The organism is Pseudoxanthomonas broegbernensis (assembly GCF_014202435.1).
Lineage (GTDB): Bacteria > Pseudomonadota > Gammaproteobacteria > Xanthomonadales > Xanthomonadaceae > Pseudoxanthomonas > Pseudoxanthomonas broegbernensis.
On record NZ_JACHGU010000002.1, the window covers coordinates 539,775 to 565,917 of the forward strand.

Sequence of the window (26,143 nt, forward strand, 5' to 3'; positions counted from 1 at the left end):
GGCTTCGCCGGTACAATTCCCGCTCGCCTGTTACCCCATGCCCCGGACCGGAGAGACACCGAGTCCGCGGCTTTCTGCAGCCCGGCTTCCGCCGTGGCCGGCGACAGGGCTCCTCACTATCCTCAAGGCGAACCACGTGACTCAATCCGCAATCCTCGTCCTCGAAGACGGCACCGTGTTCGAGGGCGACTCCGTAGGCGCCAGCGGCCTGTCGGTCGGCGAAGTGGTGTTCAACACCTCCATGACCGGATACCAGGAGATCCTCACCGATCCCTCCTATGCCCGCCAGTTGGTCACGCTGACCTACCCCCACATCGGCAACACCGGCTGCACCGCCCAGGACGACGAGGCCGCGCAGGTGTGGTCGGCCGGCCTGATCGTGCGCGACGTTCCGCGCCGTCCCAGCAGTTGGCGCAGCCAGGCGCCGTTGCAGGAATGGCTGGCCGCGCGCGGCGTGGTCGCCATCGCCGGCATCGACACCCGCAAGCTGACCCGCCTGCTGCGCGAGCGCGGCGCCCAGAACGGCGCGCTGATGGCCGGCGCGGGCCTGGACGTGGAGCAGGCGCTGGAGGCGGCGCGCAAGTTCCCCGGCCTCAAGGGCATGGACCTGGCCAAGGTGGTGAGCACCACCGAGCCCTATCCGTGGAGCGAGGGCCAGTTGGACCTGGACCGCAACGCGTTCGCCCGCAGCGAGCCGAGGTTCAAGGTCGTGGCCTACGATTTCGGGGTGAAGCTCAACATCCTGCGCATGCTCGCCGGCCGCGGCTGCGAGGTGACGGTGGTGCCGGCGCAGACCCCGGCCGCCGAGGTGCTGGCGCTGAAGCCCGACGGCGTGTTCCTGTCCAACGGACCGGGCGACCCGGCGCCCTGCGACTACGCGGTGGCCGCCATCGGCGAGTTCGTGGCCAGGAAGATCCCGCTGTTCGGGATCTGCCTGGGCCATCAGTTGCTGGCCCTGGCCAGCGGCGCGAAGACCATGAAGATGGCCCACGGCCACCATGGCGCCAACCATCCGGTCATCGACCTGGACAGCGGCAAGGTGATGATCACCTCGCAGAACCACGGCTTCGCGGTGGACGAGTCCAGCCTGCCGGCCGCGGTCCGCGTCACCCACCGGTCCCTGTTCGACGGGACCAACCAGGGCATCGAGCTGGCCGATGCGCCTGCGTTCTCGTTCCAGGGCCACCCGGAAGCGTCGTCCGGCCCGCACGACGTCGCGCCGCTGTTCGACAGGTTCGTCGCGCTCATGGAGAAGAACTGACATGCCCAAGCGCAACGACATCAAGACCATCCTCATCATCGGCGCCGGCCCGATCGTCATCGGCCAGGCGTGCGAGTTCGACTATTCCGGCGCGCAGGCCTGCAAGGCCCTGCGCGAGGAGGGCTACCGGGTGGTGCTGGTCAACAGCAACCCGGCCACGATCATGACCGACCCGGACACCGCCGACGCGGTGTACATCGAGCCGATCAACTGGCAGACGGTCGAGAAGATCATCGCCAAGGAAAAGCCCGACGCGCTGCTGCCGACCATGGGCGGCCAGACCGCGCTGAACTGCGCGCTGGACCTGGCCGACAACGGCGTGCTGGACAAGTACGGCGTGGAGCTGATCGGCGCCAAGCGCGAGGCCATCCGCATGGCCGAGGACCGCGAGCTGTTCCGCGTGGCGATGGGCGAGATCGGCCTGGAGTGCCCGAAGGCCGAGGTCGCCAGGACCTTCGAGCAGGCGGTGGAGATCCAGGCCAAGGTGGGCTACCCGACCATCATCCGCCCGTCCTTCACCCTGGGCGGCAGCGGCGGCGGCATCGCCTACAACCGCGAGGAGTTCGAGGACATCGTCAAGCGCGGCCTGGAACTGTCGCCGGTGGGCGAGGTGCTGGTCGAGGAGTCGGTGCTGGGCTGGAAGGAGTTCGAGATGGAGGTGGTCCGCGATACCGCGGACAACTGCATCATCGTCTGCTCCATCGAGAACCTGGACCCGATGGGCGTGCATACCGGCGACTCGATCACCGTGGCGCCCGCGCAGACCCTGACCGACAAGGAGTACCAGCGCCTGCGCGACGCCTCCATCGCGGTGCTGCGCAAGATCGGCGTGGATACCGGCGGTTCCAACGTGCAGTTCGGCATCAACGTCCAGACCGGGCGGGTGGTGGTCATCGAGATGAACCCGCGCGTGTCGCGGTCCTCGGCGCTGGCCTCCAAGGCCACCGGCTTCCCGATCGCCAAGGTCGCGGCCAAGCTGGCGGTGGGCTACACCCTGGACGAGCTGAAGAACGAGATCACCGGCGGCCTCACCCCGGCCTCGTTCGAGCCGGCGATCGACTACGTGGTCACCAAGATCCCGCGCTTCGCCTTCGAGAAGTTCCCGCAGGCCGACGCGCGCCTGACCACGCAGATGAAGTCGGTGGGCGAGGTGATGGCGATGGGCCGCACCTTCCGCGAGTCGGTGCAGAAGGCCCTGCGCGGCCTGGAGACCGGCAAGACCGGCTTCGACCCGACCGGCCTGGACCTGTCCAGCGAGGACGACCTGGCCGTGCTGCGCCGCGAGCTGAAGGCGCCGGGCGCCGAGCGCCTGTTCTACGTGGCCGACGCCTTCCGCGCCGGCATGAGCGTGGAGGACATCCACGCGCTGTCGTTCATCGACCCGTGGTTCCTGGACCAGATCGAGGAGATCGTCGAGGAAGAGAAGAAGCTGGCGGCCGAGGGCCTGGACTCGCTGGACGCCGCGCGCCTGCGCAAGCTCAAGCGCGACGGTTTCTCCGATGCGCGCCTGGCCGAGCTGGCCGGCACCAACGAGGCCGCCGTCCGCGCCCTGCGCCGCGCGCACAAGGTCAAGCCGGTCTACAAGCGCGTGGACTCCTGCGCGGCCGAGTTCGCCACCTCCACCGCCTACCTGTATTCCACCTACGAGGACGAGTGCGAGGCCGACCCGAGCGACCGCGACAAGATCATGATCCTCGGCGGCGGCCCCAACCGCATCGGCCAGGGCATCGAGTTCGACTACTGCTGCGTCCATGCCGCGCTCGCGCTGCGCGAGGACGGCTACGAGACCATCATGGTCAACTGCAACCCGGAGACCGTGTCCACCGACTACGACACCTCCGACCGCCTGTACTTCGAGCCGCTGACGCTGGAAGACGTGCTGGAGATCGTCGAGCTGGAGCAGCCCAAGGGCGTGATCGTGCAGTACGGCGGCCAGACCCCGCTGAAGCTGGCCCGCGCGCTGGAGGCCAACGGCGTGCCGGTGATCGGCACCAGCCCGGACTCCATCGACCTGGCCGAGGACCGCGAGCGCTTCCAGCAACTGGTCGAGACGCTGGGCCTGAAGCAGCCGCCCAACCGCACCGCGCGCACCGCCGACGAGGCGCTGGCCCTGGCCCGCGAGATCGGCTACCCGCTGGTGGTGCGTCCCAGCTACGTGCTCGGCGGCCGCGCCATGGAGATCGTGTACGGCGAGTCCGACCTGGCCCGCTACGTGCGCGACGCGGTGAAGGTGTCCAACGACTCGCCGGTGCTGCTGGACCGCTTCCTCGACAACGCGGTGGAAGTGGACGTGGACCTGATCGCCGACGCCGAGGGCAACACCCTGGTCGGCGGGGTGATGGAGCACATCGAAGAGGCCGGCGTGCACTCGGGCGACTCGTCCTGCTCGCTGCCGCCGTACTCGCTGTCGGCCGCCACCCAGGACGAGCTGCGCCGGCAGGTGGTCGAGCTGGCCAAGGCCCTGAACGTGGTCGGCCTGATGAATACCCAGTTCGCGATCCAGACCCACGAGGACGGCAGCGATACCGTCTTCCTGCTGGAGGTGAACCCGCGCGCCTCGCGCACCGTGCCGTTCGTGTCCAAGGCCACCGGCGTGCCGCTGGCCAAGATCGCCGCGCGCTGCATGGCCGGCCGCAGCCTGGCCGAGCAGGGCGCCACCCGCGAGGTGGTGCCGGACTACTACTCGGTGAAGGAGGCGATCTTCCCGTTCGCCAAGTTCCAGGGCGTGGACCCGATCCTCGGCCCGGAGATGCGCTCCACCGGCGAGGTGATGGGCGTGGGCCGCAGCTTCTACGCGGCCATGGCGCGCGCGCAGGAAGCCGGCGGGATCAAGGCGCCGCTGCCGGGCAAGGCGTTCGTGTCCGTGCGCGACCCGGACAAGCAGCGCGTGCTGCCGGTGGCCAGGGCCCTGCTCGAGCGCGGCTTCAGCCTGGTCGCCACCCGCGGCACCGCGGCCTGGCTGCAGGAGCACGGCATCGAGTGCGCGCTGGTGAACAAGGTGGCCGAGGGCCGCCCGCACATCGTCGACTCCATCAAGAACGGCGAGATCGCCTACATCGTCAACACCACCGAAGGCCGCGCGGCGATCGCCGACTCGTTCTCGATCCGGCGCGAGGCGCTGCAGCAGCGCGTGACCTATTCGACCACCATTGCGGGTGCGCGCGCGCTGGTGCATTCGCTCGAGTTCCGCGGCACCGGCCCGGTCTGGTCGCTGCAGGAACTGCATGAGGAGCTGCAATCGTGAGAGCCCCGATGACGATCAAGGGCGCCCAGCGCCTGCGCGAGGAGCTGGAACACCTCAAGTCGGTCAAGCGGCCCGAGGTGATCGCCGCCATCGCCGAGGCGCGCGGGCACGGCGACCTCAAGGAGAACGCCGAGTACCACGCCGCCCGCGAGCAGCAGGGCTTCATCGAGGGCCGCATCAAGCAGTTGGAGAGCGAGCTCTCGCACGCCGACCTGATCGACGTGGCCAAGCTCAACGCCGGCAGCAAGGTGGTGTTCGGCGCCACCGTGACCCTGGCCGACGTGGAGACCGACGAGGAAACCCGCTACCAGATCGTGGGCGACCTGGAGGCCGATATCAAGCAGGGCCTGATCGCCATCTCCTCGCCGGTGGCGCGCGCGCTGATCGGCAAGGAGGAGGGCGATGCGGTGGTGATCGACGCTCCCGGCGGCAAGCGCGAGTACGAGATCGCCGGCGTCGAGTACCTGGGCTGACGGTCGCGCCGGCGGGTTCCGCGCCATGACCTCCATCGCCTTGCTGCTGCCCGAGCGCGCGCGCCTGGGCGGGACGCTGCCGGCGGTGGCCGGTGCCGCGCTCGGCCGCGCCGATCGGGAACAGGCCGACGCCGGCGGGCGGGCGCAGTTGCGCCGGCATTTCCGGCTGCTGCCGGACCATTGGCCGGCGGCGGCGCTGACCCGGCAGGCCGATGCCCCGGGCGATGCCACAGGCGCGGTATGGCTGCGGGCCGACCCGGCGCACGTGGCGCCCGACCTCAACGGCGCACGCCTGCTCGGCTGGGGCGAGGGCCTGGGCCTGGGCGCCGAGGATGCGCAGGCCCTGTTGCCCGCGCTGCGGCCGCTGTTCGGCGATGCCGGCTTCCTGCTCGATGCGCCGCATCCGGCGCGCTGGTACCTGCGCCTGCCCGAAGGCACGCGCCTGCCCGATTTCGCGGCTCCGGAAGAGGCGGTCGGCGAAGACCTGTTCCTGGCCCTGCCGCAGGGCGACGACGCGCTGGCGCGGCGCTGGCGTGCGCTGATCACCGAAGTGCAGGTGGTCCTGCACCAGCATCCCTGGAACGGCGAGCGCGCCGCGCAGGGCAAAGTGGCGATCAACTCGCTGTGGTTCTGGGGCGGCGGTGTCGCGCCGGACGCGGTGCAATCGCGCTACATGAACGTGCGCAGCCCCGATGCCCTGCTGCAGGCGCTGGCGCGCGCCGCCGGTGCGGCGATGACCGCGCCGCAGACGACGGCCATGGCCACCGGCGACAGCCTGGTCGACCTGCGCCACCTGCGCTCGCTGGAGGTCTTCGTCCGCCATGTGTTGCCGCCGCTGCTGGAGTCGATGGCGCAGGGCGAGTACGACACCCTGACGCTCGATTTCGAGGACGGCGCGCGCTTCCACCTGCGGCGCGGGCAGCGGTGGCGATTGTGGCGGCGGCCGCTGGCGGCGCTGGCGGGATGAGCCGGCCGCGCCGGATGGGCCGGGCATGACCCCGGCCGCCTTGCGGATCCGCCGGCGGCCCGATGCCGCCGTGGACGGGCACTGGCCCGACGCGGTGCCGCCGCTGCTGCGCCGGGTCTACGCCGCGCGCGGCGCCGCCGGCATCGAGGCCGCGCGGCCCCGGCTGGCGTCGCTGATGCCGCCCGACGGCCTGGGCGGCTTGGACGCGGCCACCGGGCTGCTCGAAAGGGCCATCCGCGAACAGCGCCACATCGTGGTCGTCGGCGATTTCGACTGCGATGGCGCCACCGCCTGCGCGGTCGGCGTGCGCGGCCTGCGGATGCTGGGCGCGGCGCGGGTTTCGCACGCGGTACCCAACCGCATGGTCCATGGCTATGGCCTGTCGCCGGCGCTGGTCGACGAGCTGGCGGCGCTGCGGCCCGATGTGCTGGTCACCGTGGACCACGGCATCGCCTGCCATGCCGGGGTGGCCGCCGCGCGCGCGCGCGGCTGGCAAGTGCTGGTCACCGACCACCACCTGCCGGGCGAGCGCCTGCCGCCGGCCGATGCCATCGTCAACCCGAACCTGCCCGGCGACGGCTTCCCCAGCAAGATGCTGGCCGGCGTCGGCGTGATCTTCTATGTGTTGCTGGCGCTGCGGCGAAGGATGCATTCGGACGATCGCCCCGATCGCGAGGATCGGGAAACGGCCATCCATGGCAGTGCTTCCCGGGAAAAGCGGTCCGAAAGGCGGCCCGACCTGACGTCCCTGCTGGACCTGGTCGCGGTGGGCACCATCGCCGACCTGGTGCCGCTGGACGCCAACAACCGCGCCCTGGCCGCCGCCGGCCTGCGTCGCCTGCGCGCCGGGTACGGCTGCGCCGGCCTGCGCGCCCTGATCGAGGTCTGCGGGCGCGACCCGGCGCGGCTGACCGCGGCCGACATCGGCTACGCCATCGGGCCGCGGCTCAACGCGGCCGGGCGGCTGGAGGACATGGCGCTGGGCATCGAGTGCCTGTTGACCGACGACATCGCGCGCGCGCGGGAACTGGCCGCCACGCTCGACGGCATCAATGCCCAGCGCCGCGCCGTCCAGCGCAGCATGACCGACGACGCCGAGGCGGCCCTGTCGCGCGCGCGCCTGCCGGAGGATGCGACGGCCCTGGCGCCGTGCCTGTTCGACCCGCAATGGCATCCGGGCGTGGTCGGCCTGGTCGCCTCGAAGATCAAGGAGCGCCTGCACCGGCCGGTGGTCGCGTTCGCGCCGGCCGAGCCGGGGGCCTCGCTGCTGCGCGGCTCGGCGCGCTCGATCCCCGGGTTCCACGTCCGCGATGCGCTGGCCGCGGTGGCGGCCAGGCATCCGGGACTGGTGGAGCGCTTCGGCGGGCACGCGATGGCGGCCGGGCTGAGCCTGGAACTGTCCAACCTGCCGGTATTCGAGCAGGCGTGGCAGGCGCATGCGGCGCGCATGCTGGACGACGGCCTGCTGCAATCCGAACTGCTCAGCGACGGCGAACTGCGCCCGCAGGAATTCGACCGCTTCCACGCCGAGGCGCTGCGCGACGGCGGACCGTGGGGGCAGGGATTTCCCGAGCCGTTGTTCGACGGCCGCTTCGACGTGCTGGACTGGCGCACGGTCGGCGAGCGCCACCTGCGCCTGACCTTGCGCCGTCCCGAAGGGCGCGAGCCGCTGGCGGCGATCCATTTCGGCGGGTGGAGTGGCGATGCGCCCTCGCCGAGCGTGCACCTGGCCTATCGGCTGGCGCCCGACGACTACCGCGGCGGGCAGGCGATCCAGCTCGTCATCGAGCATCTCGCACCGGCCTGATGGCCTCCTCGCCGGCGGGCGCCTCGTCGTTCGCCCGTGCGCGAGAGCCATCGGCTGTCCTCTTCGCCGTCTTCGCAGGGGACGGCAGGCGCTTGAGCCCGAACAGCGGGCGCAGCCAGCCGAACCGGCGGATGACGGTGTAGGCGGCCAGGCACAGGGCGAACGTCGCCAGCACCAGCAGCGGGCCTTCGAGCGCAGGCGGGAGGTCCAGCGGCTTGAGATGGTGCGCCAACACCACGATCACGGTCTGGTGCAGGATGTAGACCGGGAACACCGCCGCGCTCAGGTAGCGCAGGGCCGGGCTGTCGCCGGGTGCGAGGCGGCGGGCGAAGCCCAGCACGGCCACGATCGCACACCACTGGTCCAGGCCCCAGGCCGCGCGCATCGCCAGGCGCACCCAGGGAAGCGGGGCCAGGTCCGCGTAGGCGGCGAAATAGCCCACCAGCGCGGCCCAGGCCGCCAGCCACAGCGCCAGCGCCGTCCAGCGGACCCGGACGAGGGCGTCCCAGGCCGCCGGCGCGCGCGCGATCAGGAAGCCGAGCAGGAACACGCCGAAGTACTGGACGTGGTTGTACCAGTCGCCGACCAGGGCGTGGGTGGACCCGAAGCGCTCGACCAGCAGCATCCGCGCCAGGCCCAGCGCCAGCGCCGGCCACAGCAGCACACCCCAGCCGCGCAAGGCCGGGACCAGCAGCGATCGCGTGCGTTCCAGCAACGGCCGGGCCCACTGCCACAGCAGCCACAGGGCCACGGTGTAGACCCACAGGTAGGCCACGAACCACAGATGGTTCCAGGTGGGCAGGATGAGGCAGCCGTCCGCATCGCAGAAGCCGTCGTAGGCGGACAGGTAGCGGGCGTAGAAGACGGCGTAGCCCGCCTGCCAGCCGCCGGGCAACTGCTCGACCACCTCGTAATAGGACTGCGGGGGAACGACCACCAGCATGCCGAAGGCCAGCGGCACCAGCAGCCGCCACGAGCGGGCGCCGAGGAACCGGACGCGCCCGCTGCCGGCATGCGCGGCCTGCTCGGCCCGGTCCAGGAGGTAGGCGGTCGCCACCCCCGATACCAGGAACAGCAGCGACAGCCGCCAGGGCGAGCTGAGCAGCATCAGCGGTTCCAGCGCGGGACCGGCATGCGGGCTTTTGACGTGCCAGTCCCAGCTCACGTAGTACATGCCCACGTGGTAGAGGACCAGCAGCCCGAAGGCGCAGACCCGGATCCAGTCGAGGTCGTGGCGGCGTTGCATCGCGTCGGCTCCTGCGGAAGGGAATGCGGGGCAGGCTCGCGCAGACGGCAGGCCCCGGCCATCGCCAGGGGACGTGCCGCGGTGCCGGCGGGACGAGTCGCGGGACCCGGTGACGAATCGCCGCCGGCGGGCGCGGGGAGATGCGGCGGGTCGGCCCACCCGCGGCGCCTGCGCCGCCGGTACGGCGCGGGACGATGCATCGCGCCCGCTAGAATGCACCGATGACGCGGCCCGCCACGATGTCCTACGAACGCTACCTGCCCTGGAAGCGCTGGGTCGAAGCCGGGCTGTGGACAGTGCTGATCGCCGCCAACTGCGTGGGCAACAGCATGACCACCCTGATCGACCTGCGGCGGCAGGCCTCGGGCGTGCTGTCGTGGGAGCCGGCGGTGTGGGAGGCCAGCAGCGGCCTGGTGTGGCTGCTGGTGCTGATCCCGGGCATCGCCTGGTACACGCGCCGCTTCCCGCTGCACTGGGACAACTGGCGCCGGCGGCTGGCCGGGCATGCCGCGGCCAGCGCGGTGGTCTGCGCGGTGCACGTGGCCGGCATGGCGGTGCTGCGGATCCTGGCCTATCGCAGCCAGGGCATGGACTACGACTTCGGGCCATGGCCGCGCGAGCTGTGGTACGAATACCTGAAGGACGTGCGCAGCTTCGCCCTGATCGTGATCCTGATGGAGGGCTACCGCTCCCTGCTGCGCCGCTGGCAGGGCGAGGCGAGCCTGCTGGCCGAGCCGGACGAAGGGCCGCCGGTGGAGCCGGTCGAGCGCCCCGAGCGTTTCCTGGTACGCAAGCTCGGCCGCGAGTTCCTGATCGCCGCCAGCGACATCGAGTGGCTGCAGGCGGCCGGCAACTACGTCAACCTGCGCGTGCGCGGGCACGACTACCCGTTGCGCAGCACCATCGCCGGCATCCACGGGCGCCTGGACCCGCGCCGCTTCGTCCGGATCCACCGCAGCTTCATCGTGGCCCTGGACCAGGTCGCCTCGATCGAGCCGCTGGAGACCGGCGATGCCCGCGTGCACCTGAAGGACGGCGGCGCGCTGCCGTGCAGCCGGCGCTATCGCCAGGCGCTGCGCGGGCGCATCGACGGCGGCGAGGGCGATTGATCCGCCCTCGCCGCGGCCGGGTGGGGAGCGCCGGACTCAGGGCAGCACCGGCCGCAGGCCCACGCCCAGCCGGTTCCAGGCGTTGATGAGGGCCACGGCCATGGTCAGTTCGGCGATGCCGCGCGCATCGAAGTGCGCGGCCAGCGCCTCGTAGGCGGCATCGGCCGGCGCACCGGCGGGCAGGGCGGTCAACCGCTCGGCCCAGTCCAGCGCCGCGCCCTCGCGCGCGTCGAAGAAGCGGCTGTCGCGCCAGCCGGCGACGGTGTCGAGCTTGCGCGCCTGGACGCCGGCCTTGCGCAGCGCGCCGGCGTGCATGTCCATGCAGTAGGCGCAGCCGTTGATCTGGGACACCCGCAGGAACACGAGTTCGAGCAGCTCCTGTCCCAGGTGGCCGCCGTGCAGGGCGGTGCTGGCGGCGTACAGGCCCTGGAAGGCCTCGGGGACGTGCTTGGGATACTCGACGCGGTGGAACTTCATGGCAGGGCTTCTCATGGCGGCCGACGTGGCGCCTTCGCTACCAGGACGCGGCGGCGGCCGGCGGCGTGACACCCAGCTTGTCCGGATTGGCCACGTTGAGCAGCTCGGCGATCCGCTCGCCATCGCTGACCGCGACCATCGCCGCGACAAGCACGTCGTCGCGGTAGCGCAGGATCGCCGGCTCGCCGTTGACCCTGCCCATGCGCCAGGCGACGGCCGGGTCGCGGCGGCGGTAGGCCGCCCAGAACAGGCGGGCGATGCGCTCGGCGCCCAGCAGCGGGCGGATCGCCGCCAGCGCCTTGCCGCCGCCGTCGGAGACCAGCCGCGCGTCCTCGCGCAGCAGGGCGGCGACCGCCTCGCGGTCGCCCTGGCGCGCGGCCTGCATGAAGCGCTCCAGCAGGCGGCGATGCCGCTGCGGCGACACCTCGAAGCGCGGCCTGCCCGCCTGTATGCGCTCGCGCGCACGGTGGACCATCTGCCGGCAACTGGCCTCGCTGCGGCCCAGCAGGGCGGCGATCTGCGCATGGTCGTAGTCGAACGCCTCCCTGAGCAGGTACGCGGCGCGCTCTTCCGGGCCGAGCCGTTCCAGGACGGCGAGGAAGGCCAGCGAGACCTGCTGCGCGGTCTCGGCCCGGCGCGCGGGACCGGGCGCGTCGTCGGCCCGGCCTTCGAGGCCCGCGCCGGCGGCGGCGTCCGATGCCTCGATCCGCAGCGGCTCCGGCAGCCACGGGCCGGCATAGCGCTCGCGCCGCGCCCGCGCCGCGCGCAGGCGGTCGATGCCCAGCCGGGTCGCGGCGGCGACCAGCCAGGCTTCCGGGTCGCGGACCGTGGCCGGCCCGGCCCGGTGCCAGCGCAGCCAGGTGTCCTGGACCACGTCCTCGGCCTCGGCGCGGCTGCCGAGCATGCGGTAGGCCAGCGCGAACAGGCGCGGGCGATGGGATTCGAAGGGATCGTCGGTATCCATGGAAGCCAGGACGGAACGGCGTGTGCCGGCGTGACCGGCGGCCGGGGAGCCGCTTTGGCCTAAAATAAACCGGTTTTCGCCCGCCATGAGCCAGCCGTGAACGTTGCCCGCATTCCCAGCCCGTCGTCCGCCCCCGTGTCCATCCGCCAGGAGGACCTGATCCAGTCCGTCGCCGACGCCCTGCAGTACATCAGCTACTACCACCCGGTCGACTACATCCGCAGCCTGGCCGCCGCGTACGAGCGCGAGCAGTCGCCGGCGGCCAAGGACGCCATGGCGCAGATCCTGATCAATTCGCGCATGTGCGCGGAGGGCCACCGCCCGATCTGCCAGGACACCGGCATCGTCACCGTGTTTCTGCGGATCGGCATGCAGGTGCGCTGGGACGACGCCACCATGGGCGTGGAGGACATGGCCAACGAGGGCGTGCGCCGCGCCTACGGCCACCCGGACAACACGCTGCGCGCCAGCGTGCTGGCCGACCCGGCGGGCACGCGCCGCAACACCCGGGACAACACCCCGGCGGTGGTCAACGTGAAGGTGGTGCCGGGCAACACCGTGGAGGTGATCGTCGCGGCCAAGGGCGGCGGCTCGGAGGCCAAGTCCAAGTTCGCCATGCTCAACCCGTCCGATTCCATCGTCGACTGGGTGCTGAAGACCGTGCCGGCGATGGGTGCGGGCTGGTGCCCGCCGGGCATGCTCGGCATCGGCATCGGCGGTACCGCCGAGAAGGCGATGCTGCTGGCCAAGGAATCGCTGATGGAGCATATCGACATCCAGGAGCTGATCGCCCGCGGTCCGTCCAGCCGGGTCGAGGAGCTGCGCATCGAGCTGTACGAGAAGGTCAATGCGCTGGGCATCGGCGCCCAGGGCCTGGGCGGGCTGACCACCGTGCTGGACGTCAAGATCAAGGACTACCCGACCCACGCGGCCAACCTGCCGGTGGCGATGATCCCCAACTGCGCGGCCACCCGCCATGCGCACTTCACCCTGGACGGCCGCGGCCCGGTGGCGCTGGAGCCGCCCTCGCTGGAGGACTGGCCGAAGCTGACCTACGCCCCGAAGAACGCGCGCCGGGTGGACCTGGACGCCATCACCCGGGGCGAGGTGGCCACGTTCCGGCCGGGCGAGGTGCTGTTGCTCAATGGCCGGCTGCTGACCGGCCGCGATGCCGCGCACAAGCGCATGGTCGACATGCTCGACCGCGGCGAGAAGCTGCCGGTGGACTTCACCGGCCGCTTCATCTACTACGTCGGCCCGGTCGACCCGATGGCCGGGGAAGTGGTCGGCCCGGCCGGCCCGACCACGGCCACGCGCATGGACAAGTTCACCCGGCAGATGCTGGAGCAGACCGGCCTGCTGGGCATGGTCGGCAAGGCCGAGCGCGGCGACGCGGCCATCGAGGCGATCCGCGACAGCAAGGCGGTGTACCTGATGGCGGTCGGCGGCTCGGCGTACCTGGTCTCCAAGGCGATCAAGGCCAGCCGGGTGGTGGCCTTCGAGGACCTGGGCATGGAGGCGATCTACGAGTTCGAGGTCAAGGACATGCCGGTGACGGTGGCGGTGGATTCGACCGGCGAGTCGGTGCACAAGACCGGGCCGAAGGAATGGCAGGCGCGCATCGGCCGGATTCCGGTGGTGGTGGCCTGAGGCTGCGCCCGGGGACCGAGGCGGAAGGGCCGGCGCGACGCCGGCCCTTTTTCGTTTTGGGATTCTTCCCCGACGCCGGGGCGGTATCCCTGACCCGTGGCAATCACGCCTCCCCCTGGCTCACCCCTTGCAGGAGCACCCTTGGGCGCGAGCGCCATGCCTGCGCGCCGGCATGTACATCCACGCCGACCATCGAACGGCAACAGCAACGTCGTTGGGTTCGACGGCCCCGTCCGACTACAGCGGCCGCTTGCCGGTATCGCCCTGGATTTCGCGGACCAGCTTCGGCACCAGGTAGCCCGACAGGCGGGCGGCCAGCGCGGTGTGCAGGGCGCGGGCGCGCTGGTCGTCCACCTCGAAGTGGGCCGTGCCCTGCACCCGGTCGAGCTGGTGCAGGTAGTAGGGCAGCACGCCGGCGGCGAAACCGCGTTCGGACAGCGCCGCCAGCGCGTGGACGCTGTCGTTCACCCCGCGCAGCAGCACGGCCTGGTTGAGCAACTGCGCGCCGGCGCCGCGCAGGCGCGCCATCGCCGCGTCCACCTCGGGGTCGAACTCGTTGGCATGGTTGGCATGGACCACCAGGGCCACCGGCCACGGCAAGGCGGACAGCCATTGCAGCAGGGCCGGGTCCACCCGTTCGGGCAGCACCACCGGCAACCGGCTGTGGATGCGCAGGCGCTTGACGTGGGGGATGGCCGCCAACTGCGCGGTCAGTTCGGCCAGCTTGGAGGTGGCCAGCGACAGCGGATCGCCGCCGGAGAGGATGACCTCGTCGATCGTCGGGTCGTGGGCGACGGCGGCCACCGCCTCGCGCCAGCCCTCGCGGGCGGCGGTTTCCTCGGCATAGGGGAAGTGGCGGCGGAAGCAGTAGCGGCAGTGCACCGCGCAGCTCCCGGTGGTCACCAGCAGGGCGCGCCCGCGGTATTTCTGGATCACGCCCTCGGCCTTCCTGGCCGCGCCGTCGCCCACCGCGTCCAGGCCGAAGCCCGGCACGATGCGCTCCTCGGCATCCACCGGCAGTACCTGCCGCAGCAGCGGGTCGTGCAGGTCGCCGTGGCGCATGCGGGCGACGAACCCGCGCGGCACCCGCAGCGGGAACTGCGCGGCGGCCGCGTCCGAGATGCCGGCCGCCACCGCGTCCAGGCCCAGCATGGCCAGCAGCTCGCGCGGGTCGCGCACGGCCTCGCGCCACGCACGCTGCCAGCGCGGCGCGGCCGGGGCCGGGGCCGGGGCCGGCGCGGCCGCCGGGGCGGGGCGGGGCGCCGGCATGGCGTCCGGCTGCATGGGCAGGGGGGCTGCAGGTATCATGTGGGGCCTGGAAGACATGCCCGCCGGGCTTCGGCGGGCTTTCCCATTCTAAACCGCCCGGCCGTCGTCTTCCGTGGCGGCACCGCCATACCCCAAGGAGTTCCCATGGCCTCTTACGGCATGAACGACGTCAAGAACGGGATGAAGATCCTGGTCAACAACGAGCCTGCGATCATCACCGACACCGAGTACGTCAAGCCGGGCAAGGGCCAGGCCTTCACCCGGGTGAAGTACCGCCAGATCCGCACCGGCCGGGTGCAGGAAGTGACCATGAAGTCCACCGACTCGGTCGAGGCCGCCGACGTGGTCGACACCGACATGCAGTACCTGTACTCGGACGGCGAGTACTGGCATTTCATGCAGCAGGAGACCTTCGAGCAGGTCCAGGCCGACAAGGCCGGCATGGGTGGGGCCGAGAAGTGGCTCAAGGGCGAGGAGGAGTGCGTGGTGACGCTGTTCAACGGCAGCCCGATCCAGGTCACGCCGCCCAACTTCGTCGAGCTGAAGATCGTGGAGACCGACCCGGGCGTGCGCGGCGACACCTCCGGCGGCGGCGGCAAGCCGGCCACCCTGGAGACCGGCGCGGTGGTGCGCGTGCCGCTGTTCGTCGGCCAGGACGAGATCATCAAGGTCGACACGCGTTCCGGCGAATACGTCTCGCGCGTGAAGTGACGCATCGGCGCCCACGCATGACCGATACCGCGCCCCAGCCCTGCGACCTGTTGATCGAAGCCGGCTGGGTGGTCCCGGTCGAACCGCACGGCGTGGTCCTGGAGGATCACGCCGTCGTCGTTTCCGCCGGCCGGATCGTGGCGGTGCTGCCCACGGCGCAGGCACGCGCGCGCTTCGCCGCCGCCGAGACGGTCGCCCGCCCCGATGGCGCGCTGATCCCCGGCCTGGTCAACGCCCACACCCACAACCCGATGACCCTGCTGCGCGGGATCGCCGACGACCTGCCGCTGATGACCTGGCTGCAGCAGCACATCTGGCCGGTGGAGGCGGCGGTGATCGGGCCGGAATTCGTCGCCGACGGCGTCGCCCTGGCCGTCGCCGAGATGCTGCGCGGCGGCACCACCTGCGCCAACGAGAACTACTTCTTCCCGGATGTTCAGGCCGCGGTCTACAAGCGCCATGGCTTCCGTGCGCTGGTCGGCCTGCCGGTGATCGATTTCCCCACTGCCTGGGCCGGCAGCGACGACGAGTACTTCGACCGCGCCGGCGAGGTCCACGACCAGTGGCGCGACGACCCGCTGGTCGGCACTGCCTTCGCCCCGCACGCGCCCTACACGGTCGGCGATGCCAGCTTCGAGCGCATCCGCATGCTCTCCGACCAGCTCGACGTGCCGGTGCACCTGCACACCCACGAGACCGCGCAGGAGATCGCCGACTCGCTCAAGCAGCACGGCCAGCGCCCGCTGGCGCGGCTGGACCGGCTGGGCCTGGTCAACGACCGCCTGATCGCGGTGCACATGACCCAGCTCACCGAGGCGGAGATCCACCTGTGCGCCGAGCGCGGCGTGTCGGTGGCGCACTGCGCCGAGTCCAACCTCAAGCTGGCCTCGGGTTTCTGCCCGGCCTGCGCATTGCAGCGGGCCGGGGTGAACCTGGCCATCGGCACCGACGGCTGCGCCAGCAACAACGACCTGGACATGTTCGGCGAGCTGCGCACCGCCGCGCTGCTGGCCAAGGCGGTGGCCGGCGACGCCACCGCGCTGGACGCGGCCACCACCCTGCGCGCCGCCACCCTGGGCGGCGCGCGCGCGCTGGGCTTCGGCGAGCGCATCGGCTCGATCGAGCCGGGCAAGGAGGCCGACTTGGCCTGCGTGGACCTGTCGGCGCTGGAGACCCAGCCGCTGCATCACGTCCTGTCGCAACTGGTCTACGCCAGTGGCCGCCAGCAGGTGACCGACGTGTGGATCGCCGGCCGCCGCAAGCTCGATTCGCGCGTGCTGGTGGACATCGACACCGGCGCCCTGGTCGCCAACGCGCGCCAGTGGCGCGACCGCATCGCCGCGCTGGGCCGTTGAGGCATCGGAAGCCGTCGCGTACCGCCCGCCGTTCCTGGTTTTGCGCGTGGCCTACAATGGCCGCCTCCGGAGGAATCACGATGACGACCCACGCCGAGGCATCCGCCGGTTCCAACTACCACCAGGCCGAACTGGACAAGTTCGCCGCCCTGGCCAACCGCTGGTGGGATCCGGACGGCCCGCAGCGCGCGCTGCACGTGCTCAATCCCGTGCGCCTGGACTATCTGCGCCAGCGCCTGGGGCCGGCGAACCTGGACGGGTGCCGGGTGCTGGACGTGGGGTGTGGCGGCGGCCTGTTCAGCGAGGCGCTGGCCAGGGCCGGCGCCCAGGTGACGGCGATCGACCTGGCCGGGGAACTGGTCAAGGTCGCGCGCCTGCATACGCTCGAATCGGGCGTGCAGGTCGACTACCAGATCAAGGCGGTCGAGGCGCTGGCCGCCGAGCGGCCCGGCAGCTTCGATGCGGTGGCCTGCATGGAGATGCTCGAGCACGTGCCGGACCCGGCCGCCATCGTGTCCGCCTGCGCCGCGCTGCTGCGCCCGGGCGGGCGGCTGTTCCTGTCCACGCTCAACCGTACCCCGGCCGCGTTCGCGCTGGCCATCGTGGGCGCCGAATACGTGGCCGGCCTGCTGCCCAAGGGCACCCACCGCTACGCCGACTTCATCCGCCCTTCCGAGCTGGCCGCATGGGTGCGCGACGCCGGCCTGCGACTGGAGGACGTCAGCGGCCTGTTCTACGACCCGCTGCGCCAGCGTGCGCGCCTGTCGCGGCGCACCGAGGTCAACTACCTGGCCTGCGCGGCCAAGCCGGAGGCCTGAGCATGGACCGCCGCGCCAGCGCGCCGCGCTTCCCGCGCGTGGCCCTGTTCGACCTGGACGGCACCTTGCTGGACAGCGCCCCGGACATGGTGGTCACCGCCAACCGCATGCTCGCCGCGCGCGACCGCCCGCCGGTGGGCCTGGCCCTGCTGCGCCAGCACGTGTCCAAGGGCGCGCGGGCGATGGTGGCGGCGGCGTTCCCGGAACTGGACGAGGCGGGGCGCGACGCGCTGGTGCCGGAGTTCCTGGCGACGTACCGGCAGGAGCTGGGACGCCACAGCGCGTTGTTCGACGATGTCGCCGCGATGCTGCAGGCGCTGGAGGACGACGGCGCGCGCTGGGGCATCATCACCAACAAGGCCGAGTACCTGGCCCGCGACGTGGTCGCCGGGCTGGAGTGGCAGCGCCGCTGCGCGGTGCTGGTCGGCGGCGACACCTATGCCGAGAAGAAGCCGCACCCGCTGCCGCTGCTGGAGGCGGCCAGGAGCCTGGGCGTCGACCCGGGCGAGTGCGTCTACGTGGGCGACGACGAGCGCGACGTGGTGGCCGCCCGCGCCGCCGGCATGCCTTCGATCGCGGTGACCTGGGGCTACCGCCTGGACGGCGACGATCCGCAGGCCTGGCGGGCCGACGCCATGGCCTACCGGCCGGGCGAGCTGCTCGATCCGGCGGCCTGGCCGCGCCGCCCCGGGGGCTGACCCGCACCGGTCTGGCAGTCCAGGGCGGCGGCCTGCGTATGCGGGGGTGGCGGCAAGCCGTCGCCATCGCGCCAGGAGTGTCCCGATGCGCCTCTGCCTGCCGGCCGCCTGCCTGCTGGTCGCCTCGTTCGTCCTGCCCGGCATGCCGGCGCAGGCCGCCGACCCGCCGCCCACCGCCTATCGCCTGGAACCGAAGAAGGTCCCCGACCTGCCCGAGGGGCGGGCGGTGATGGTCCGCGGCAAGACCGCCGGCGGCCCGCACCGGTTCTACCTGGAGCACATGCACATGATGGTGCCGGTGGTGGTCACCCTGCGCCCGCTGCAGCCGGATGCGCGGCTGGACCTGGCCATCGGCAAGTACCCGTGGCAGCAGCCGGTGCGCCAGGGGCAGGCGCGGAACGGCGAGCAGGTCAGCTTCCGCTTCCGCACCGAGGGCGAGTTCCAGGTGGCGGTGAGCAGCCCCGATCCGGGCACCGCGTACAAGCTCCTGGTCTGGGTGGGCGACGAGGTCAAGCCGGTGCTCACGCCGGTGGTGGTGCCGCGATCCCAGTACCGGGCGCCGGCCGGTTCCGGCATGCGGGGGTGGCATGTGGCCGCCGCGGCCGCGGTACTGGCGCTGCTGGCGCTGGGATATCGAGTCCTGAGGAGGAAACGGCCATGAACGATGTACGGAGATGGTGCACGGCCGCGGTGCTGGCCGCCTGCGCCGTGCACGCGAGCGCCCTGGCGCAAAGCCAATTCATCGGCGACCTGGAGGATTTCACCGGCATCGACGTGCAGGGCGTGATGGACGTCGTGGCCGGCAACACCGGCGAACTGGGCAAGGCGGCGGGCTGGGGCGTGGCGACGCTGCGCTCGTCCGACGAGCTGGCCGGCCTCTACGAAGCGCTGGACGGCGACGACGGGCAGTACGATCCGCTCGGCCTGGACGACGGCTTCCAGGCGCCTTCGGCCTGCGGCGACGACGAGGATTGCCAGCAGTGCTACCACCAGGCGATGGAGAAGATCGACTTCAACCGTTATTACCTGCATCGCGCCTGGTCGATCACCACCCAGTACGCCCACTTCGCCGAGGGCGCGATGGCTTTCGGCGATTCCGCCTCCGGCGTCCATGGCGTGGCCGGGCTGAGCTGGCAACTGCAGGGCCGGCCGCCGATCACCCAGTCGCTCAAGGGCTTGCGCAGCACCTATCGCGGCAAGTACGAGGCCTATGTCGAAGGGCTGGACGCGGCACTGAAGAAGCTGGGCCAGTGCGAGGCCGACCATGCCGGCGACGACCGCTGGTTCGGCCGCTATGCCGCGGTATACCTGAGCCTGGTCAAGACCAAGTACCGGATCGAAGACTAGCTGGGCGAGGCGACGGCGCGCGCGCCGCCTACAATGGGCGCATGAGCGGATCGCAGGCCCTGGACAGCTTCCTGGACAAGTGGCGCGCACGGTGGCCGGAATGGGCCGTGGCCGAGGTGTTCGTGCCGCCGGGGCAGCGCGCGCGCGCGGTGGCGTGGTTCGCGCTGCTGCAGGAGCTGGACGACATCCTCAACGTGCAGGGCGATCCGCTGCCGGCCGACGCCAAGCTCGGCTGGTGGGCCACCGAGCTGTGCGACTGGCAGGCGCATCGTTCGCGCCATCCGCTGGGGCGGCTGCTGGAACCGGCCGATGCGCCCTGGCAGCGGCTGGCCGACGCGTTGCCGGCGCTGGTGGACGCGCGCGCGCGCGCCAGCGACGGCGATGCGGCCCTGGCCGCCCTGGCAGGCTTTGCCGGCGCGGCGGCGGCGGTGGAGGCCGCGCTGCTGGAGGCGCCACCGGCCGTGGCGCCGGCACTGGCCGCGCAGGTACTCGCCTCGCGCCTGGCCGAGGCCGGGCTGGACGCGGTGCCGCAATCGCTGCAGCCCGCCACCGACGGTGCGGATGCGCGCGAGCAGGCCCGCCGCGCCTGGGCCGGATGGCTGCTCGACGCCTGGCCGGCGCGGGCCGGGGGGGCGTTGCCGCGGCGGGTATGGTCGGCGCTGGCCCGCGAGCGCCTGCGGTCGTTCGCGGCCGCCCGCCCGCCGGGGCGGGGAGGGCGGCCAATGCGCACCCTCTGGCAGGCCTGGCGCGCGGCACGCCGCCGTTCCTGAGGTGTTGGCCGCGGCCTGGCGCCGCCGTGGCCACTCTTCGCCGGTTCATGGCGGCCTGCACCCTGGATGCGACGGTCCGTTGCAGCTTCCCGTGCCGGCCGGGCGACCGGCAGGCGGTACAATCCGGCCCACATCGGTCCGAATTGACGGTCCGCCGTCCGCCCGCCCCGGGCGCCGCGTGGCAGGCCCGCCCCCCTCTATCCGTACTGCACAGCCCATGTCCGTTCCCGCCCCTGCCGCGCCTGCCTACGCTCCGTTGCCCGATGTCGCCCACCAGCCCGCCGCCCTGGCGCGCCCGCTGGACTGGGTCGGCATGGAGGGCATCGCCTTGCCCGTGCGCGTTTCCGACGGCGCCGGCGGCCACGTGCAGGTGCCCGCGCAGGCGGACCTGGCGGTGGACCTGGGCCAGGCCGGCGCGCGCGGCATTCACATGTCGCGCCTGTACCTGCGGCTGCAGCAGGAACTGGCCCGCAACGAGGCGAGCGTGGACGGCCTGCGCCGGATCCTGCAGGGCAGCGTCGACTCCCAGGACGGCCTGTCCACCCGCGCGCGCCTGCGTCTGCGCTACGAGGCGCTGCTGCTGCGCCGCGCCTTGCGCAGCGACAACGCCGGCTGGAAGCGCTATCCGGTGGAGATCGAGGCGCTGCTGGATGCGGGCCGGCTGACGGTCACGCTTGGATTCGACCTCGAGTATTCCAGCACCTGCCCGTGCTCGGCCGCGCTGTCGCGCCAAGTCAACGCCGCGCGCTTCGCCGAGGATTTCGCCGATGCCCGGCCGATCTCCACCGCGGTGGTCCGCGACTGGCTGGCCTCGGAGCGGGGCATGGCCGCCACCCCGCATGCGCAACGCAGCCGCGCCCGCGTGAGGGTGGAGCTTCGCCCGCAGCACAGCGGCGAACTGCCGCTGGTGGCGCTGGTCGATGCGCTGGAGGCGGCGCTGGGCACGCCGGTGCAGACCGCGGTCAAGCGCGAGGACGAACAGGCCTTCGCCGAGCTCAACGCGGACAACCTGATGTTCTGCGAGGACGCGGCGCGGCGCGTGGCCTCGGTGCTGTCGGCCGACTCGCGCATCGAGCGCTACGAGGCCACCGTCTCCCACTTCGAGAGCCTGCACCCGCACGATGCGGTGGCCAGCGTCAGCGGCCGCGGCGCGGCCGGGTAAGAGCGTCCGGCACGCCGCCGCCGCCGGCGCGCAAGCGGCGCCTCCGGGGACGGCCATTGCGATTGTCGTCGCGGGAGCCGGGTACGGCCGGCGCCGCCCTGCCGGCGCGCCGACCATTCCTGGCCCACATCACTGCCGCAGGCCGAAGCCGGCCCTACTTGCGGGAGAACAGCATCCCCACACCCACCAGGACCAGGGCGGCCGGCCACCAGGTGGCGATCAGCCTGCCCAGGCTCATGTTGGTCCAGCCCAGGTTGTTGGACAGAAACAGCAGGCCGAGCACGATCAGGACCAGGGCGGCGACATGGTTGGATTTCATGGAGGCGTCGGCAATGGAGGAAGGCCTATGCTAGCCGCTGCCGCCACCGTTCGGTAAGCGTGCGCAAGGCATCGGGCGCATGCCGCCGGGCCGCGCCGCTGCCCCAGACCGGCCCGGGCCAGGCCGCGTCCCCGGCATGGCGGCCGACCACGTGCACGTGGAACTGGCGCACGATGTTCCCCAGGGCGCCGACGTTGAGCTTCTCCACTCCCGCCTCGGCGCGCAGCAGGCGCGAGAGCCGGTTGATCTCGGCCAGCAGCAGGCGTTGCTGGCCGCCGTCCAGGTCGATCCACTCGGCCGCGCCCGCGACGCGCGGCACCAGCAGCAGCCAGGGGAAGCGGGCGTCGTCCATCAGCCGCACCTGCGAGAGCGGGCCGTCGGCGACGAACACGCTGTCGGCGGCCAGGCGCGGGTCGGGCTCGAAGACGCCGCTCATCGCAGGTGCTCGGCGAAGAAGGCCAGGCTGCGCTCGCGCGCCAGTGCGGCGCTGGGGGCGTGGTAGGCCTTCGGGTCGACGTCGCGGTTGAAGGCGTGGTCGGCCGGGTAGGTGAATACCGGCATCGCGGGCAGGGCGCGCCGGTGCGCGGCCACCGCTTCCGGGGCGATGGATGCGTCGCGCTCGCCGAAATGGAACATCACCGGCGCCCTCGGCGCGGCCACCAGGGCCGGGTCGTCGAGAAAGCCCGCGTTGCGCGCGCCGTAGTAGCTGACCGACGGCAGGCCCAGCCGCAGCGCCGAGAGCATCGCCACCGTGCCGCCCCAGCAGTAGCCGACCGTGCCGATGCCGGCCGCGCCCGCTTCCCGGCAGCCGCCATGCGCGGCATCGACGATCCCGGCCAGCCGTTCGGCGGCGGCGCGCACGATCGCCAGCGCCGCGTCCAGCCCCAACCGGCCGGCCAGCTCGCGGCCGCGGGCGAAGCCGGCCGCGTCGTAGCCCAGTTCCACGCCAGGCTCGACCGGGTCGAAGAACGCCGGCGCCAGCACGGCGTAGCCCTCGGCCGCATAGCCCTCGGCCACCGCGCGGATGTGCGGGTTGGCGCCGAAGATCTCCTGGATCACCACCAGCCCCGCCCTGGGCGGAGTGCCCGCCAGCGCCTGCCAGGCCGCGACCGTGCCGTGCGGGGTATCGAGCTGGATCCACTGGCCCATGGCGGTGCCTCCATATGCAGGTGCGGGATGTCTCGATTATGGATGACCCGGGAGTGGAGGCCGCGGCAAGCGCGACAGCCGCTTGCAGGCGGGTGCCCCGTGGGAACCGCCGGCCGGCATGGCCGGCGGCACCATGCCCGGCTCCCGCGCGGGGCGAGCGGGGCAGCGCCGGCGGCGGCGCGGGTGGCTATAATCGCGCGCCCCGGCCGAGCCGGGTCCGCCACCGCCCCCGGCAGCCCGTCTTTCCCCGAGTGTCCCATGTCCCTGCAGAATCCCAAGGTCGGCTTCGTCAGCCTCGGCTGCCCGAAGGCGCTGGTCGATTCCGAACGCATCCTCACCCAACTGCGGGTGGAGGGCTACGACATCGTCCCCAGCTACGACGCCGCCGACGTGGTGGTGGTCAACACCTGCGGCTTCATCGACTCGGCCGTGGCCGAATCGCTGGACGCCATCGGCGAGGCGATGAACGAGAACGGCAAGGTCATCGTCACCGGCTGCCTGGGCAAGCGCTCGGAGCTGATCCGCGCGCAGTACCCCGACGTGCTGGCCGTCTCCGGCCCGCAGGACTACGGCAGCGTCATGGACGCGGTGCACGCGGCGCTGCCGCCCAGGCACGACCCGTTCATCGACCTGGTGCCCGACTACGGGGTCAAGCTGACCCCGCAGCACTACGCCTACCTGAAGATTTCCGAGGGCTGCAACCACCGCTGCAGCTTCTGCATCATCCCCTCGATGCGCGGCGACCTGGTCTCGCGCCCGGTGGACGAGGTGCTGCGCGAGGCCGAGCGGCTGGTGAAGGGCGGCGTGCGCGAGCTGCTGGTGGTCTCGCAGGACACCTCGGCCTACGGCGTGGACGTGAAGTACGCCGCGCGGTCGTGGCGCGGCCGCGAATACCAGACCCGGATGAAGGCACTGTGCGAAGGCCTGTCAGAACTGGACGCCTGGACCCGCCTGCACTACGTCTACCCGTACCCGCACGTGGACGACATCATCCCGTTGATGGCGCAGGGCAAGGTGCTGCCGTACCTGGACATCCCGTTCCAGCACGCCAGCCCGCGCATCCTCAGGCTGATGAAGCGCCCCGGCGCGGTCGACAAGACCCTGGAGCGGGTGCAGCGCTGGCGCGCGATGTGCCCGCACCTGACCTTGCGCTCGACGTTCATCGTCGGTTTCCCCGGCGAGACCGAGGCCGAGTTCGAGGAACTGCTCGATTTCCTCGACCAGGCCCAGCTCGACCGGGTCGGCGCGTTCGCCTATTCGCCGGTGGACGGCGCGGCGGCCAACGCCCTGCCCGGTGCGGTGCCCGAAGCGGTCAAGCAGGAGCGTCTGGCCCGCTTCATGCAGCGCCAGGGCGAGATCTCGATGGCGCGGCTGGAAGCCAAGGTCGGCACCGTGCAGCGCTGCCTGGTCGACCTGGTCGACGGCGAGCTGGCCATCGCCCGCTCGATGGCCGACGCGCCCGAGATCGACGGCACCGTGCAGATCCAGGACGGCCGCGACGCCGGCCTGCGGCCGGGCGAGTTCGTCGACGTGCGGATCATGGGCAGCGACGAGCACGACCTCTACGGCGAGGTCGAGTACGCCGAAACCGCCAACGCCGCGCCGCTGGGGCTGCGCCTGCTCTGAGCCCCGTTGGCGGCGCCGAAGCGCGCGCGCACGCCGGCGCCTCCCGGCCGATGGCGCGCGGAAGGCGGCGCGCCTTGCCCGCCGCGATCCTTCAGGGGGTTTCGCCGTGCGCCGGCCCGGCGAAGGCCAGGGTCAGGCCGCCGGGGCCGATGTTCATCATCCCGGTGATGCTCATCTGCAGCACGTGCAGGGACACGCCCGCGCCCTCGCAGGCCGAGCGCAGGCCGGCGAACTGCGGGATCGCGCGCACGTCCTGCAGCGGGCCGGCATAGGACACGATCAGGTGCGGCGTATGCAGGCCATGGGCGATGCGGCCGGCCGCGAACGCGAACAGCCGGCCCCAGGCCTCCGCGCGGCCGCGGCACTTGCTCACCGGGTGGGTGTCGCCGTGGTAGCCGCGGATGATCGGCTTGATGTCCAGCGCGCCGCCGAGCATGGCGCTGATCAGGTTGATGCTGCGGTCGCCGCGCCCGCGCGAGCGGGTGCGGGCATACCGCAGGTCGTCGGGGACGTAGTAGGTATAGGTGGAATCGATGATGCGGAACAGCGAATCGCGGATGTCCTTGGGCTGCATGTGCTGGAGCAGCATGTCGCGCAGCGCCATCGCCGGGATGCCGGAGCCGGCGAACATGTTCTTGGTGTCGATGACCCGGAACTGGAACGGGCGGCGGATGTCGGCCGCCTGGCGCATGTCGCGGATGCTGTTGAGCGCCATGGCGCTGCCCTGGCTCGACGCGTCGTGGATCGGGCTGCGGCTGGCGGTGATGGTCAGGCAGTAGACCGAGTCGTAGTCCAGGGCGAAGCGCTCCATGAAGAAGGCGCGCATCTGCTCGGCATCCAGTGGCGCCGACTGGCCCTGGGCGCCTTCGCCGTTGGCGTTCTCGCGCATGTAGCGGCTGGTCGCCTCCGGGTTGTGCTGGTCCACGTAGGTGGCCTGCCCGATCCGGATCGGGATGGGGATGACCGCCACGTCCGGGTCTGCCAGGAAGTCGGGGGATACGTCGCACGAGGCATCGATCACGATGCCGGTACGGATGAGGCGGCGGACGCCGGCGGTGCCGTCCTGGACGGGCGCGACGACGTTGAGTTCGGGTACTGGCATGGTTTCCTCCCTTGGATACATGACAGATTGCGCTGCGATAAAGAACACGCGGACGGCGACGCGTCAAATACGCAGGGGTACGGACCGGGAGGCCCATGCGGTGCGTTTCAAGGGTCGGGATAGGCGATGTCGACCACCGCGAAGCGCACCGGCCCGCCCGGCAGTTGCGCCTCGATCTCGTCGTCGACGCGCTTCTTCAACAGCGCCCGCGCCAGCGGCGAATCGATGCTGATCCAGCCGGCGGCCGCGTCGGTCTCGTCCGGCCCCACGATGCGGTAGCGGGCCAGCCGGCCGTCGTCGACCCGCTCCAGCTCCACCCATGCGCCGAAGAACACCGCCGCCGGATCGGACGGCGCCCGCTCGACCACGCGCAGCGCTGGCACCCGCTTGCTCAGGTAGCGCACGCGCCGGTCGATCTCGCCCAACTGCTTCTTGCGGTAGGTGTACTCGGCATTCTCCGAGCGGTCGCCTTCGGCCGCGGCGGCGGCCAGCGCCTTCACCACCTCGGGCCGCCTCAGCCGCCACAGCTCGTCCAGCTCCGCCTTCAGCCGCGCGTGGCCGTCGCGGGTGATCAGGGCGGTGCTGCGTTCGGGAGGCGGGCGCCAGCGGGACATCGTCG

The 26,143-nt window shown here is 71.9% G+C and carries 25 protein-coding genes; 16 read left to right on the forward strand and 9 right to left on the reverse strand.

All coding sequences use genetic code 11. The features are described from left to right. The first annotated feature begins 136 nt into the window (after positions 1-136). From carA to recJ, 5 genes are read left to right on the forward strand one after another with little or no spacing between them, the layout of a single operon-like run. Positions 137-1,261, forward strand: coding sequence for a glutamine-hydrolyzing carbamoyl-phosphate synthase small subunit (gene carA, locus HNR76_RS06050; RefSeq protein ID WP_162309973.1), 1,125 nt, complete (start codon positions 137-139; stop codon positions 1,259-1,261). A 1-nt stretch (position 1,262) separates the two neighbouring features. Further along, the gene (carB, locus tag HNR76_RS06055) at positions 1,263-4,505 is read left to right on the forward strand and encodes a carbamoyl-phosphate synthase large subunit (protein ID WP_162309974.1); all 3,243 of its coding nucleotides are present in this window, start codon (positions 1,263-1,265) and stop codon (positions 4,503-4,505) included. Continuing rightward, entirely contained in the window at positions 4,502-4,978 is a 477-nt protein-coding gene (greA, locus tag HNR76_RS06060; RefSeq protein WP_162309975.1) for a transcription elongation factor GreA, read from the forward strand. The genes carB and greA overlap by 4 nt, the downstream gene beginning before the upstream one ends. Before the next feature lie 25 nt (positions 4,979-5,003). Further along, on the forward strand, positions 5,004-5,945 hold the full coding sequence (locus HNR76_RS06065; protein ID WP_162309976.1) for a phosphoglycerate mutase: 942 nt from the start codon (positions 5,004-5,006) through the stop codon (positions 5,943-5,945). A gap of 25 nt (positions 5,946-5,970) precedes the next feature. After that, complete coding sequence (gene recJ / locus HNR76_RS06070) at positions 5,971-7,752, forward strand: single-stranded-DNA-specific exonuclease RecJ (protein WP_162309977.1); 1,782 nt, start codon at positions 5,971-5,973, stop codon at positions 7,750-7,752. Here the strand turns inward: recJ and HNR76_RS06075 are convergent. Further along, positions 7,727-8,998, reverse strand: a complete 1,272-nt coding sequence (locus tag HNR76_RS06075; RefSeq protein ID WP_162309978.1) for an acyltransferase family protein — start codon at positions 8,996-8,998, stop codon at positions 7,727-7,729. The genes recJ and HNR76_RS06075 overlap by 26 nt on opposite strands. A gap of 221 nt (positions 8,999-9,219) precedes the next feature. Here HNR76_RS06075 and HNR76_RS06080 point away from each other — a divergent pair, with 221 nt between their 5' ends. Continuing rightward, positions 9,220-10,107: a LytTR family DNA-binding domain-containing protein gene (locus HNR76_RS06080; RefSeq protein WP_162309979.1), complete on the forward strand. Its 888-nt coding sequence runs from the start codon at positions 9,220-9,222 to the stop codon at positions 10,105-10,107. A gap of 36 nt (positions 10,108-10,143) precedes the next feature. Here HNR76_RS06080 and HNR76_RS06085 read toward each other — a convergent pair whose 3' ends face one another. Beyond that, on the reverse strand, positions 10,144-10,584 hold the full coding sequence (locus HNR76_RS06085; protein WP_162309980.1) for a carboxymuconolactone decarboxylase family protein: 441 nt from the start codon (positions 10,582-10,584) through the stop codon (positions 10,144-10,146). 37 nt (positions 10,585-10,621) lie between these two features. Further along, positions 10,622-11,548 (reverse strand): RNA polymerase sigma-70 factor, encoded by a 927-nt coding sequence (locus tag HNR76_RS06090; RefSeq protein ID WP_162309981.1) that lies wholly within the window; start codon positions 11,546-11,548, stop codon positions 10,622-10,624. A 135-nt stretch (positions 11,549-11,683) separates the two neighbouring features. Here HNR76_RS06090 and HNR76_RS06095 point away from each other — a divergent pair, with 135 nt between their 5' ends. Next, positions 11,684-13,198 carry a fumarate hydratase gene (locus HNR76_RS06095; protein WP_162310129.1) on the forward strand — a complete coding sequence of 505 codons (1,515 nt, stop codon included), beginning with the start codon at positions 11,684-11,686 and terminating at the stop codon, positions 13,196-13,198. A gap of 237 nt (positions 13,199-13,435) precedes the next feature. Here the strand turns inward: HNR76_RS06095 and epmB are convergent, their stop codons facing one another. Continuing rightward, complete coding sequence (gene epmB, locus HNR76_RS06100) at positions 13,436-14,506, reverse strand: EF-P beta-lysylation protein EpmB (RefSeq protein ID WP_183982148.1); 1,071 nt, start codon at positions 14,504-14,506, stop codon at positions 13,436-13,438. Between the two features lie 105 nt (positions 14,507-14,611). Here epmB and efp point away from each other — a divergent pair, with 105 nt between their 5' ends. The 8 genes from efp to folE2 all read left to right on the forward strand — a co-directional run bounded on the left by efp (position 14,612) and on the right by folE2 (position 21,328). Beyond that, the gene (gene efp, locus HNR76_RS06105) at positions 14,612-15,178 is read left to right on the forward strand and encodes an elongation factor P (RefSeq protein ID WP_162309983.1); all 567 of its coding nucleotides are present in this window, start codon (positions 14,612-14,614) and stop codon (positions 15,176-15,178) included. A gap of 17 nt (positions 15,179-15,195) precedes the next feature. Next, positions 15,196-16,533, forward strand: coding sequence for a TRZ/ATZ family hydrolase (locus tag HNR76_RS06110; protein WP_162309984.1), 1,338 nt, complete (start codon positions 15,196-15,198; stop codon positions 16,531-16,533). Positions 16,534-16,613: 80 nt separating this feature from the next. Beyond that, positions 16,614-17,351 (forward strand): bifunctional 2-polyprenyl-6-hydroxyphenol methylase/3-demethylubiquinol 3-O-methyltransferase UbiG, encoded by a 738-nt coding sequence (ubiG, locus tag HNR76_RS06115; RefSeq protein WP_162309985.1) that lies wholly within the window; start codon positions 16,614-16,616, stop codon positions 17,349-17,351. Next, the gene (gene gph / locus HNR76_RS06120; protein ID WP_425501766.1) at positions 17,348-18,049 is read left to right on the forward strand and encodes a phosphoglycolate phosphatase; all 702 of its coding nucleotides are present in this window, start codon (positions 17,348-17,350) and stop codon (positions 18,047-18,049) included. The genes ubiG and gph overlap by 4 nt, the downstream gene beginning before the upstream one ends. 85 nt (positions 18,050-18,134) lie before the next feature. Beyond that, positions 18,135-18,710, forward strand: coding sequence for a hypothetical protein (locus HNR76_RS06125; RefSeq protein WP_162309987.1), 576 nt, complete (start codon positions 18,135-18,137; stop codon positions 18,708-18,710). Continuing rightward, the gene (locus HNR76_RS06130) at positions 18,707-19,396 is read left to right on the forward strand and encodes a hypothetical protein (protein WP_162309988.1); all 690 of its coding nucleotides are present in this window, start codon (positions 18,707-18,709) and stop codon (positions 19,394-19,396) included. Before HNR76_RS06125 ends, HNR76_RS06130 begins: the two co-directional genes overlap by 4 nt. 41 nt (positions 19,397-19,437) lie before the next feature. Further along, positions 19,438-20,166 carry an isoprenoid biosynthesis enzyme family protein gene (locus tag HNR76_RS06135; protein WP_162309989.1) on the forward strand — a complete coding sequence of 243 codons (729 nt, stop codon included), beginning with the start codon at positions 19,438-19,440 and terminating at the stop codon, positions 20,164-20,166. Between the two features lie 217 nt (positions 20,167-20,383). Next, entirely contained in the window at positions 20,384-21,328 is a 945-nt protein-coding gene (gene folE2 / locus HNR76_RS06140) for a GTP cyclohydrolase FolE2 (RefSeq protein WP_162309990.1), read from the forward strand. A gap of 154 nt (positions 21,329-21,482) precedes the next feature. Here folE2 and HNR76_RS06145 read toward each other — a convergent pair whose 3' ends face one another. Genes HNR76_RS06145 through HNR76_RS06155 form a run of 3 tightly spaced genes read right to left on the reverse strand, consistent with a single transcriptional unit; the run spans position 21,483 to position 22,796 of the window. Continuing rightward, positions 21,483-21,647, reverse strand: a complete 165-nt coding sequence (locus HNR76_RS06145) for a LiaI-LiaF-like domain-containing protein (protein ID WP_170298589.1) — start codon at positions 21,645-21,647, stop codon at positions 21,483-21,485. 25 nt (positions 21,648-21,672) lie between these two features. Next, a complete protein-coding gene (locus HNR76_RS06150) occupies positions 21,673-22,083 on the reverse strand; it encodes an HIT family protein (RefSeq protein WP_162309991.1) in 411 nt (136 codons plus the stop codon). Further along, positions 22,080-22,796 (reverse strand): dienelactone hydrolase family protein, encoded by a 717-nt coding sequence (locus tag HNR76_RS06155; protein WP_162309992.1) that lies wholly within the window; start codon positions 22,794-22,796, stop codon positions 22,080-22,082. Before HNR76_RS06155 ends, HNR76_RS06150 begins: the two co-directional genes overlap by 4 nt. 258 nt (positions 22,797-23,054) lie before the next feature. On the opposite strand from HNR76_RS06155, the gene rimO reads away from it, so the two are divergent. After that, the gene (rimO, locus tag HNR76_RS06160) at positions 23,055-24,422 is read left to right on the forward strand and encodes a 30S ribosomal protein S12 methylthiotransferase RimO (protein ID WP_162309993.1); all 1,368 of its coding nucleotides are present in this window, start codon (positions 23,055-23,057) and stop codon (positions 24,420-24,422) included. A gap of 91 nt (positions 24,423-24,513) precedes the next feature. On the opposite strand, the gene HNR76_RS06165 is transcribed toward rimO, so the two are convergent. Continuing rightward, the gene (locus HNR76_RS06165; RefSeq protein ID WP_162309994.1) at positions 24,514-25,524 is read right to left on the reverse strand and encodes a DegV family protein; all 1,011 of its coding nucleotides are present in this window, start codon (positions 25,522-25,524) and stop codon (positions 24,514-24,516) included. 107 nt (positions 25,525-25,631) lie between these two features. Next, positions 25,632-26,138 carry a transcription elongation factor GreB gene (greB, locus tag HNR76_RS06170; protein ID WP_162309995.1) on the reverse strand — a complete coding sequence of 169 codons (507 nt, stop codon included), beginning with the start codon at positions 26,136-26,138 and terminating at the stop codon, positions 25,632-25,634. Between the last annotated feature and the right edge of the window lie 5 nt (positions 26,139-26,143).

What these genes read in the sequence shown, in the direction of transcription:
- carB (WP_162309974.1), top strand. Translation starts at nt 1,263, where the DNA reads ATGCCCAAGCGCAACGACATCAAGACCATCCTCATCATCGGCGCCGGC.
- HNR76_RS06065 (WP_162309976.1), top strand. Translation starts at nt 5,004, where the DNA reads ATGACCTCCATCGCCTTGCTGCTGCCCGAGCGCGCGCGCCTGGGCGGG.
- recJ (WP_162309977.1), top strand. Translation starts at nt 5,971, where the DNA reads ATGACCCCGGCCGCCTTGCGGATCCGCCGGCGGCCCGATGCCGCCGTG.
- HNR76_RS06075 (WP_162309978.1), bottom strand. Translation starts at nt 8,998, where the DNA reads ATGCAACGCCGCCACGACCTCGACTGGATCCGGGTCTGCGCCTTCGGG.
- HNR76_RS06080 (WP_162309979.1), top strand. Translation starts at nt 9,220, where the DNA reads ATGACGCGGCCCGCCACGATGTCCTACGAACGCTACCTGCCCTGGAAG.
- HNR76_RS06085 (WP_162309980.1), bottom strand. Translation starts at nt 10,584, where the DNA reads ATGAAGTTCCACCGCGTCGAGTATCCCAAGCACGTCCCCGAGGCCTTC.
- HNR76_RS06090 (WP_162309981.1), bottom strand. Translation starts at nt 11,548, where the DNA reads ATGGATACCGACGATCCCTTCGAATCCCATCGCCCGCGCCTGTTCGCG.
- epmB (WP_183982148.1), bottom strand. Translation starts at nt 14,506, where the DNA reads ATGATACCTGCAGCCCCCCTGCCCATGCAGCCGGACGCCATGCCGGCG.
- efp (WP_162309983.1), top strand. Translation starts at nt 14,612, where the DNA reads ATGGCCTCTTACGGCATGAACGACGTCAAGAACGGGATGAAGATCCTG.
- HNR76_RS06110 (WP_162309984.1), top strand. Translation starts at nt 15,196, where the DNA reads ATGACCGATACCGCGCCCCAGCCCTGCGACCTGTTGATCGAAGCCGGC.
- ubiG (WP_162309985.1), top strand. Translation starts at nt 16,614, where the DNA reads ATGACGACCCACGCCGAGGCATCCGCCGGTTCCAACTACCACCAGGCC.
- HNR76_RS06125 (WP_162309987.1), top strand. Translation starts at nt 18,135, where the DNA reads ATGCGCCTCTGCCTGCCGGCCGCCTGCCTGCTGGTCGCCTCGTTCGTC.
- HNR76_RS06130 (WP_162309988.1), top strand. Translation starts at nt 18,707, where the DNA reads ATGAACGATGTACGGAGATGGTGCACGGCCGCGGTGCTGGCCGCCTGC.
- HNR76_RS06135 (WP_162309989.1), top strand. Translation starts at nt 19,438, where the DNA reads ATGAGCGGATCGCAGGCCCTGGACAGCTTCCTGGACAAGTGGCGCGCA.
- folE2 (WP_162309990.1), top strand. Translation starts at nt 20,384, where the DNA reads ATGTCCGTTCCCGCCCCTGCCGCGCCTGCCTACGCTCCGTTGCCCGAT.
- HNR76_RS06145 (WP_170298589.1), bottom strand. Translation starts at nt 21,647, where the DNA reads ATGAAATCCAACCATGTCGCCGCCCTGGTCCTGATCGTGCTCGGCCTG.
- HNR76_RS06150 (WP_162309991.1), bottom strand. Translation starts at nt 22,083, where the DNA reads ATGAGCGGCGTCTTCGAGCCCGACCCGCGCCTGGCCGCCGACAGCGTG.
- HNR76_RS06155 (WP_162309992.1), bottom strand. Translation starts at nt 22,796, where the DNA reads ATGGGCCAGTGGATCCAGCTCGATACCCCGCACGGCACGGTCGCGGCC.
- rimO (WP_162309993.1), top strand. Translation starts at nt 23,055, where the DNA reads ATGTCCCTGCAGAATCCCAAGGTCGGCTTCGTCAGCCTCGGCTGCCCG.
- HNR76_RS06165 (WP_162309994.1), bottom strand. Translation starts at nt 25,524, where the DNA reads ATGCCAGTACCCGAACTCAACGTCGTCGCGCCCGTCCAGGACGGCACC.
- greB (WP_162309995.1), bottom strand. Translation starts at nt 26,138, where the DNA reads ATGTCCCGCTGGCGCCCGCCTCCCGAACGCAGCACCGCCCTGATCACC.